7 protein-coding genes are annotated in these 8,496 nt (G+C 70.0%); 6 read left to right on the plus strand and 1 reads right to left on the minus strand.

Going from position 1 to position 8,496, the window contains the following annotated elements:
• The first annotated feature begins 267 nt into the window (after nucleotides 1–267).
• From JWR86_RS10610 to JWR86_RS10635, 6 genes are all read left to right on the plus strand, one after another.
• On the plus strand, nucleotides 268–2,670 hold the full coding sequence (locus tag JWR86_RS10610) for a xanthine dehydrogenase family protein molybdopterin-binding subunit (protein WP_299564786.1): 2,403 nt from the start codon (nucleotides 268–270) through the stop codon (nucleotides 2,668–2,670).
• The gene (locus JWR86_RS10615; protein WP_299564789.1) at nucleotides 2,667–3,485 is read left to right on the plus strand and encodes a xanthine dehydrogenase family protein subunit M; all 819 of its coding nucleotides are present in this window, start codon (nucleotides 2,667–2,669) and stop codon (nucleotides 3,483–3,485) included. The genes JWR86_RS10610 and JWR86_RS10615 overlap by 4 nt, the downstream gene beginning before the upstream one ends.
• A complete protein-coding gene (locus tag JWR86_RS10620; protein ID WP_299564793.1) occupies nucleotides 3,482–4,717 on the plus strand; it encodes a 2Fe-2S iron-sulfur cluster-binding protein in 1,236 nt (411 codons plus the stop codon). Before JWR86_RS10615 ends, JWR86_RS10620 begins: the two co-directional genes overlap by 4 nt.
• Nucleotides 4,718–4,807: 90 nt before the next feature.
• Nucleotides 4,808–5,437 (plus strand): cupin domain-containing protein, encoded by a 630-nt coding sequence (locus tag JWR86_RS10625; RefSeq protein WP_299564796.1) that lies wholly within the window; start codon nucleotides 4,808–4,810, stop codon nucleotides 5,435–5,437.
• 102 nt (nucleotides 5,438–5,539) lie between these two features.
• Nucleotides 5,540–6,319: an enoyl-CoA hydratase-related protein gene (locus JWR86_RS10630; protein WP_299564800.1), complete on the plus strand. Its 780-nt coding sequence runs from the start codon at nucleotides 5,540–5,542 to the stop codon at nucleotides 6,317–6,319.
• A 60-nt stretch (nucleotides 6,320–6,379) separates the two neighbouring features.
• Nucleotides 6,380–7,168, plus strand: a complete 789-nt coding sequence (locus tag JWR86_RS10635) for a short-chain dehydrogenase/reductase (protein ID WP_299564803.1) — start codon at nucleotides 6,380–6,382, stop codon at nucleotides 7,166–7,168.
• Between the two features lie 54 nt (nucleotides 7,169–7,222).
• Here JWR86_RS10635 and JWR86_RS10640 read toward each other — a convergent pair whose 3' ends face one another.
• Nucleotides 7,223–8,425 carry a pyridoxal phosphate-dependent aminotransferase gene (locus tag JWR86_RS10640; RefSeq protein WP_299564806.1) on the minus strand — a complete coding sequence of 401 codons (1,203 nt, stop codon included), beginning with the start codon at nucleotides 8,423–8,425 and terminating at the stop codon, nucleotides 7,223–7,225.
• Between the last annotated feature and the right edge of the window lie 71 nt (nucleotides 8,426–8,496).

Genomic DNA, 8,496 nt, shown 5'->3' on the forward strand with positions numbered 1-8,496 from the left:
CCGGTGCGAGTATCGCTTGCAGAAGCAGCAACGGCATGAAGCGTATGCAAGTACCGCCACGCTTGTCAAACGCGGCCGTGACGCTTTTTCTCGCACCTTATGTTGATTGCGAGGTCAACGTGCCCGGTTGACAGTGGAACCGCGTTCTCGCACCATGCAAGAAGTTGCACCGGCGTCAACATGGGACCGGTTCATGATGCTTGGCTTGAGACCCCGCCTCCGTCTCCCGAGGTCGCCCGGCGACGCATGTTTCGGGCCGCGGCTCCGATGACGCGCAGCGCGGCCCAGGGCGACGCGACCCCGGGGCAGGGCGTCGGCGCACGGCTTCTCCGCAAGGAGGACGACCGCTTTCTGCGCGGCCGAGGCCGTTTTGTGGGCGATCTCAAGCTGCCCGGCATGCGCGAAGTAGCGTTTGCCCGCAGCCCGGTCGCCCATGGCCGCATCCTGGAGATCAGGATCCCGCCCGACCTGAGGGGAACGGTGTTCACGGCCAAGGACCTGGTGGGCGTGAAGCCCATCCGGGCCGTGTCCGGCCTGCCCGGGTTCAGGCCGTCCGAGCAGCCCGCGCTCGCGACCGACAAGGTCCGATACGTCGGCGAGCCCATTGCCATGTGCACGGGGCGCAGCCGGGCGGAAGCGGAGGACGCCGCGGCCCGGATCGAGGTCGATTTCGCCGAGGAGCCCGCGGTCAGCGACATGCTGCTGGGGCGCAGGCCCGACGCGCCGCGGCTGCACGCGGACTGGCCCGACAACGTCTATCTCGAGAGCCTGGTCGTCGGCGGCGAGAGTTTCACGGGGCTCGATGCGGCCGTGAAGATCACCCGCGAGTTCAGGACCTCGCGGCAATGCATGTCGCCCATGGAGGGCAAGGGCGTCCTGGCGCATTGGGACACCCGGCGCGAACAGCTCATTGTCGAGACCTCGACGCAGATGCCGCACATCATCCGCAACGGCTTCTGCGACTTTCTCGGGCTCGAGCAGAGGCAGGTCCGGGTTGCGGCCCCGGATGTCGGCGGCGGCTTCGGCCACAAGGGCGTGCTGTCGCCTGAGGAATTGTGCGTCGCCTGGGGGGCGCGCGCCCTTGGGCAGCCGCTGCGCTGGATCGAGGACCGGCGCGAGCAGCTCACCGCCAACGCGAATTGCCGCGAGCACCATTACATCGTCACCGCCTATGCCGACGCCCGAGGCAAGCTGCTCGCCCTCGAGGCGGAGGCGAGCGTCGATGCCGGCGCCTATTCGGCCTTCCCGTTCACGGGCGGCATCGAGGCGGCCCAGATCGCCAGCATCCTGCCCGGACCCTATGACTTCCCGCGCTATCGCTGCCGCACCTGGTCGGTCGCCAGCAACAAGCCGCCGATCCTGCCCTATCGGGGCGTGGCCCGCACCGGCGTCTGCTTCGCCATGGAGCTCATGCTGGACGCGATCGCCCGCGAGGTCGGACGCGAGCCCTACGAGATCAGGCTCGAAAACCTCGTCCGGCCCGAGCAGATGCCGTTCGACAACATCACCAACAAGCATTTCGACAGCGGCGACTATCCGGAATGCCTGCGCCGGCTGGTGGCCGCGATCGACATTCCGGCCGTGCGCGAGCGCCAGCGCCTCGGCGAGCCGGACGGGCGGCTGATCGGCCTGGGTCTCAGCATCTACAACGAGCAGGCCGCGCACGGCATGTCCGTCTATGGCGCCTGGGGCATTCCCATCCTGCCCGGCTACGAGCAGGCGACCGCCCGCATCCTGCCGGATGGCGGGCTCGAGATCCGGGCCGGCATCCAGAGCCACGGCCAGGGGCTCGAGACGACGCTGGCCCAGGTGGCGAACGAGATCCTGGGCATCGACCCGGCCCGCGTCTCGGTGATCCACGGCGACACGGAGACCTCGCCCTACTCGCCCGGCACCTACGCCTCGCGCAGCATGGTGATGGCCGGCGGTGCGGGCGCGACCGCCGGCCGGCAGCTCGTGCCGCGCCTCGCTACGATCGGGGCGAGCCTGCTCCAGGCCGACCCGTCGCAGGTGCGGTTCGAGGGCGGGCATGTGCGGAGCGCGTCGGGCAGCGTCAGCATCGAGGCCATCGCCCGGACCTGGTACTTGCAGCCGCACGAGCTGCCGGCGGACGTGGACCGCGGCGGGCTCGAGGTCACGGCCGGCTACCGGGCGGAGCGCGACAGCGGCACGTTCAGCTACGGGGCGCATGCCGCGCTGGTGGCGGTCGAGCCCCGCACCGGCGAGATCGAGCTGCTCCGCTACGTGGTGGTTGAGGACGGCGGCGTCCTCGTCAATCCCATGATCGTGGACGGCCAGATCTATGGCGGCGTGGCCCAGGGGATCGGCACCGCCCTCTACGAGGAGATGCGGTTCGACGCGGCCGGCCAGCCGCTCGCCTCGACCTTGGCCGATTACCTTCTGCCCGGCTCCGTCGAGGTTCCGGATGTGCAGATCCTGCACATGGAGACCCCGTCGCCCTACACCGAGTTCGGCGTGAAGGGGATCGGGGAGGGCGGTGCGATCGGCCCGCCGGCCGCCATCGCCAACGCGGTCAACGATGCGCTCCGATCCTTCGGCGTGGAGGTCACGAGCCTTCCCGTCACGCCGCGACGGGTGGTGGAGGCCATCGCCGCGCGGTCCAGCGGAGCCCCGCAGCCGACGCTGAGCACTGGGTTCGAACGCGCATGAAGCCCGCAGCCTTCGATTACGTTCGGCCGGACCGGCTCGAGGACGCCGCCGATCTGCTCGCCGAGGACGGGGTCGGGACCAAGATCGTGTCCGGCGCGCAGTCGCTCGGCCCGATGCTCAATCTCCGGCTCGTCCGGCCCGGCCGGCTGCTCGACGTGACAGCCATCCCGGCCCTCCGCACCGTCGAGGATGCCGGCGACGCCGTGGTCATCGGCGCCTGCATCACGCATGCCGATATCGAGGACGGCCGCGTGCCGGACGCGTGGGGCGGCATGCTCCGGCAGCTCGCGTCGGGCATCGCCTACCGGGCGGTGCGCAACCGCGGCACCGTCGGGGGCAGCCTGTGCCACGCCGATCCGGCGGCCGATTGGCTGTCGATCCTGACCGCGCTCGGCGCCGAGGCCCGCCTTTATTCCCGGCGGGGCCGCCGCACCGTGGCGCTCGAAAGCTTCGTGCTCGGCGCCTTCGAGACGGCCCTCGCGGCGGACGAGATCCTGGAGGCGGTGCGAATCCCCAAGCTCTCCGGGCGGGCCCGCTGGGGCTACTCGAAATCGTGCCGCAAGGCAGGCGAGTTCGCGCATGCCATCGGGGTCGTGGTGGACGACCCCGAAACGGGCCGCTGCCGGGCCGTGATCGGCGCCACCGAAACCCCGCCCATCCTGGTCGCCGACGCGCGCGGGCTCCTGTCCGGAGACGGGACGGTCCAGGCCGATTGGGTCCTCCGCCTGCTCGGTGAAGCCGGGATGCAGGATCCCTTTGAGCAGCAGATTCACCTGGTGGCGCTGGAACGCGCCGGAGCTCAGGCGCGCCTATGACTACCCGCAGCATTGAGCTCACGGTCAACGGCACGGTCTGCAGGGCCGAGGTCGAGCCCCGCACCGCGTTGGCGGATTTCCTGCGCGACGACCTTCTGCTGACCGGAACCCATCTCGGCTGCGAGCATGGCGTCTGCGGTGCCTGCACCGTGAACATCGACGGCGTCCCGGCGCGGTCGTGCATCACCTACGCGGTGCTGTGCGACAAGGCGCATGTGACCACCATCGAGGGCTTCGACGGTGACGAGGTGGTGGGCCGGCTGCGGCAGGCCTTCTCGGAAGAACACGGGCTCCAATGCGGCTTCTGCACGCCCGGCATGATCGCGACGGCGCGCGACATCGTGCTCCGGCTGCCCGAGGCCGACGATGCGCGGGTCCGGCTGGAGCTCAGCGGCAACCTGTGCCGCTGCACCGGCTATTCGGGCATCGTGCGGGCCATCCGCCGGGTGCTGGACGAGCGCAAGCTCGCGGGCCAACCGGCGGTCAACGCCCGCACGCGGCTCGGCCCCGCAGGCTCGGGCCATGCGGGGGCCAGTCTCGGGCGGGAGCGGGTCGGGGCAGGGGCCGCGCCGGCGCCGGCCGAAGCGGCGCTGCCCGCGCCGTCGCAGGGCTCCGTCGCGGCCCTGCCAGGCGACAAGCTGTCAGGCGACGCCAAGCCGAGTGTCGCGGTGCGCCACTCCTTCGTGGTGCCGGAGCGGCGCGACCGGGTCTGGGCCTTCTTCGAGAACGTCGAGGACGTGGTCGCCTGCATGCCGGGCGCCTCGCTGACCGAGGCCACTCCGGACGGCCGCCTGTCGGGGCAGATGAGCGTCCGTTTGGGGCCGATCTCGGCGACGTTTCTAGGCAATGCGGAGATCGCGCGCGATCCGGCCCGCTATTCCGGCACCATTCGGGGCCATGGCCGCGACCGCACCAGCGGGTCCGGCAGCACGGGCGAGATCCGCTACGCGCTGGTCGATGAGGGCGAGCGCACCCGGGTCGACATCGACGTGACGGCGAGCCTCACGGGAACGCTGGCGCAATTCGGACGGCTCGGCCTCGTGAACGACCTCGTCCGCCGGCTCACCGACGCGTTTTCGGCCAACCTCCAGGCGCGCTTGCGGCCCGGGGAGCCGGGCGGCGCGGCTGGCGAGGCCTTGGCGCAGCCGGCCCGGCTGGACCTCGCCTCCATGCTCCTGGCCGTCATCGGGGCGCGCTTGCGCCTCATTGCAAATCGCTTGCGAGGACGCTGAGTTCGCGATCACGGGGGCACCGGCGAATCGCATTCGCCCCGGGCGCCGCTGCAAGGCTCGCCTTCCCCGGGCAGCGTCGAAGGAACGGTCATGGCAAGAGCACCGGCGCGCGCCGAGAGCGCGCCCGCACGAAGAAAGTCGCGGCTGCGCGAGACGGATCTCCATCTCGGGTTGTCGATCCGTCATGCCCGCACCCTGAAGGGGATGCGGCTGCGCGATCTGGCCGAGAAGTCCGGCTATTCCGAAAGCCTGATCTCCCGCATCGAGAACGACAAGACCACGCCGTCGCTGCACACGCTGCATCATCTCGCTCGGGCGCTCGATCTGACCGTGGCCGATCTCCTGAGCCAGGAATCGGAGCAGAGCCTGGTGGTCATGCAGGCGGGCGCGCGGCCGACCATCGGCCGCCCAGCCCTTCCCGGACAGGAGACGAGCGGTGTTGTCGCCGAGGTGATGATCCCCCTCGGCCGCAGTTCGCAGCTCCAGGCGTTCCTGATCCGTCTCGAACCGGGCGCCTCGGGGAGCGGCAAGCGGCAGCACGAGGGGGAGGAGGTCGGCTATGTGGTGCGGGGCGAATTGCTGCTGACCGTCGGTGACGCGTCCTATTCCCTGTCCGAGGGCGACAGCTTCTTCTTTCCGTCCCGCGAGCTGCACGATTTCAGCAACCCCGGCCCAGACATCACCGAAGTGGTCTGGACGAACACACCCGCGACCCTGTGAGCGGGATCGCGTCTCCGGGCGGGATGGCAAGCCGGACGGGTTTCGGTACTGTCCCGCCGCCGACGGCCGTGCAGGTTCGCGGCTCAGGGAGGTGAGGGTGGCATGGCGGGCAGCGTCGAGCTGAGTCGTGACGAGGCCTGCGCGGTCATCCAGATCTCAAATCCCGGCAAGCTGAACGCCATCGACGCGCTCATGTGGCAGCGGTTGGCCGAGCTGCTGGCCGAACTCACGGCCGATGGTGATCTCCGCTGCCTGGTGCTGCGCGGGGCCGGCGACGAGGCGTTTTCCAGCGGCGCCGATATCGGGGATTTCGCGGAACGGCGGTCCAATTCAGCCCAGGCGATCGCCTTTGCCGAGCCGGTGCACCGCGCCTTTGCCACGCTGCAGGCCTTCCCCGTCCCGACACTGGCGGCCATCACGGGGGTCTGCGCCGGGGGCGGCCTCGAACTCGCGGCCTGCTGCGACCTGCGGGTCTGCACCACCGAGAGCCGCTTCGGCATCCCGATCAACAAGATGGGGGCGACCCTCTGCCATGCCGAGCTGAGGCCCCTCCTGGCGGCGGTCGGGCCGAACGTGGCGCTCGAGCTGCTGCTGGAGGGCCGGATGCTCGGCGCCGACGAGGCCCTGATCAAGGGGCTGGTGACCCGCAGCGTGGCGCCGGACGCCTTCGAGGCCGAGATCGCGGCCACGGTCCGGCGGCTGGTGTCCGGCGCGCCCCTGGCGGCGCGTTGGCACAAGAGCTTCGTGCGCCGGCTGCAGCGGCCCGAGCCGCTGTCCCAGGCCGAGACCCGGGAAGGGTTCGCGTGTTTCGACACCGAGGATTACCGCCACGGCGTCCGGGCCTTTCTGGACCGCACCCGGCCCCGCTTCCAGGGTCGCTGACCTTCCCGGGAGCACCGCCTCCCGGTTGCCCGTTCGACACCGAAGGCGAGGGACGAGTTCATGGATCTGATGTTGCGCGGCAAGACGGCCCTGGTGACGGGGGCCTCGAAGGGGCTCGGCTACGCGGCCGCGGAGAGGCTCGCCGAGGAGGGCTGTTCCCTGCGGCTGGTGGCCCGGTCGCAGGATCTGCTCGACAAGGCCGCGGCCGAACTCACGGCCCGGCACGGCGTCGAGGTGCGGACCCGCGTGCTGGACCTGGCCAAGGTCGAGTCGATCGAGATGTTGGACCAGGAGGCGCGCGAGACGGACATCCTGGTCAATAATGCCGGCGCCATCCCGCTCGGCTCCATCGAGGAGGTCGACGACCAGCGCTGGCGCGAGTCCTGGGACCTCAAGGTGTTCGGCTACATCAACCTCACCCGCAAGGTGTACGGGGCCATGAAGGCCCGCCGCGCGCCGGGCGTGATCATCAACATCATCGGCCATGCCGGCGAGAACCTGAGCGCCAACTACCTGGCCGGCACCTCCGGCTGCGCCGCCCTGATGGCGCTGACGCGGGCGCTCGGCGCGGCGAGCCCCGAAGTCGGCATCCGGGTGGTCGGCATCAATCCGGGCGCGGTGCTGACGGAGCGGCTCGACGGCTTCATCCGGCGGCGGGCCGAGCAGACGCTGGGCGATGCGGAGCGCTGGCCCGAACTCGTCCGCAACATGCCCTTCGGCCGGACCGGCAAGCCGAGCGAGATCGCGGATGCGGTGGCGTTTCTCGCCTCCGAACGGTCCGGCTACACCACCGGCACCATCCTGACGATCGACGGGGGGATCTCGTCCCGGGCGAATTCCTGGCTCTAGGCCTCAATGCCGCGCCGACCCGGTCGGCGCGGCCTCGTCTTCAGACGGGCAGCGTCAGCGCAGTTCGCCGCAGAAGCGCTGGATGCGCCGGCAGGCCTCTTCGAGCAGCTCGTTCGAGGTCGCATACGAGATGCGCAGGTTCGGGCCGAGGCCGAACGCCGAGCCGTGCACGGCCGCGACGCCCTCCTGCTCGAGGAGTTCCGTCACGAAATCCTCGTCCGTCTCGATCCGCTTGCCCGACTTCGTCGTCTTGCCGATGAGGCCGGCGCAGGAGGGGTAGACGTAGAATGCGCCTTCCGGCTTCGGGCATTTCAGGCCGGACGCCTGGTTGAGCATCGAGACGACGAGGTCGCGCCGCTCCTCAAAGGCCTTGCGGAACCGCGGCAGGTGCTCCTGCGAACCGTCCAGCGCCTCGACGGCAGCCCATTGCGCGATCGAGCAGGCGCCCGACGTCTGCTGGCCCTGGACGAAGTCCATAGCCTTGATCAGCTCCTCGGGCCCGGCCGCGTAGCCGATGCGCCAGCCGGTCATGGCGTAGGACTTCGACACGCCGTTCATGGTCAGCGTGCGGCCATACAGCTCCGGCTCGACCTGGGCGGGCGTCACGAAGGTGAAGTCGCCGTAGACCAGGTGCTCGTACATGTCGTCCGTGAGGATCCAGACATGCGGGTGGCGCACCAGGACGTCGGTGAGCTTGCGCATCTCCTCCCACGTATAGGCGGCGCCCGAGGGGTTCGACGGCGAGTTCAGGATCAGCCACTTGGTCTTGGGCGTGATGGCCCGCTCGAGCGCCTCGGGCTGGAGCTTGAAATCGTGCTCCATCGTGGCTTCGACCGTCACGGCAGTGCCGCCGCACATCCCCACCATCTCCGGATAGGAGACCCAGTAGGGCGCCACCACGATGACCTCGTCGCCGGGGTTCAGCGTGGCGAGCAGCGCGTTGTAGATCACCTGCTTGCCGCCCGTGCCGACGATGGTCTGGGCCGGCCGGTAATCGAGGCCGTTCTCGCGCTTGAACTTGCGCGCGATGGCCTCGCGCAGCGGCACGATGCCGGCGACGGGCGTGTATTTCGTCTCGCCGCGCCGAATCGCCTCGACCGCGGCGTTCTTGATGTTGTCGGGCGTGTCGAAATCCGGCTCGCCCACGGAGAGCGAGATCACGTCCCGGCCTTTGGCCTTCAGGTCGCGCGCCTTCTGCGTCATCACGATGGTGGCGGAAGGCTTTACGCGCGAGAGGGTGTCGGCCAGGAAGGCCATCGGACGGCTCCGGTAGGGTGGACGCCGACCCTTAGTCCCCGCGGCGTGGCGCGGCAAGACGAACTCGCCGC

The sequence above is a fragment of the Enterovirga sp. genome (genome assembly GCF_028290205.1).
GTDB lineage: Bacteria > Pseudomonadota > Alphaproteobacteria > Rhizobiales > Beijerinckiaceae > Enterovirga.

Bases quoted from the DNA above. Each gene is read 5' to 3' on its own strand.
- JWR86_RS10610 (WP_299564786.1), top strand. From the start codon at position 268: ATGACGCGCAGCGCGGCCCAGGGCGACGCGACCCCGGGGCAGGGCGTC.
- JWR86_RS10615 (WP_299564789.1), top strand. From the start codon at position 2,667: ATGAAGCCCGCAGCCTTCGATTACGTTCGGCCGGACCGGCTCGAGGAC.
- JWR86_RS10620 (WP_299564793.1), top strand. From the start codon at position 3,482: ATGACTACCCGCAGCATTGAGCTCACGGTCAACGGCACGGTCTGCAGG.
- JWR86_RS10625 (WP_299564796.1), top strand. From the start codon at position 4,808: ATGGCAAGAGCACCGGCGCGCGCCGAGAGCGCGCCCGCACGAAGAAAG.
- JWR86_RS10630 (WP_299564800.1), top strand. From the start codon at position 5,540: ATGGCGGGCAGCGTCGAGCTGAGTCGTGACGAGGCCTGCGCGGTCATC.
- JWR86_RS10635 (WP_299564803.1), top strand. From the start codon at position 6,380: ATGGATCTGATGTTGCGCGGCAAGACGGCCCTGGTGACGGGGGCCTCG.
- JWR86_RS10640 (WP_299564806.1), bottom strand. From the start codon at position 8,425: ATGGCCTTCCTGGCCGACACCCTCTCGCGCGTAAAGCCTTCCGCCACC.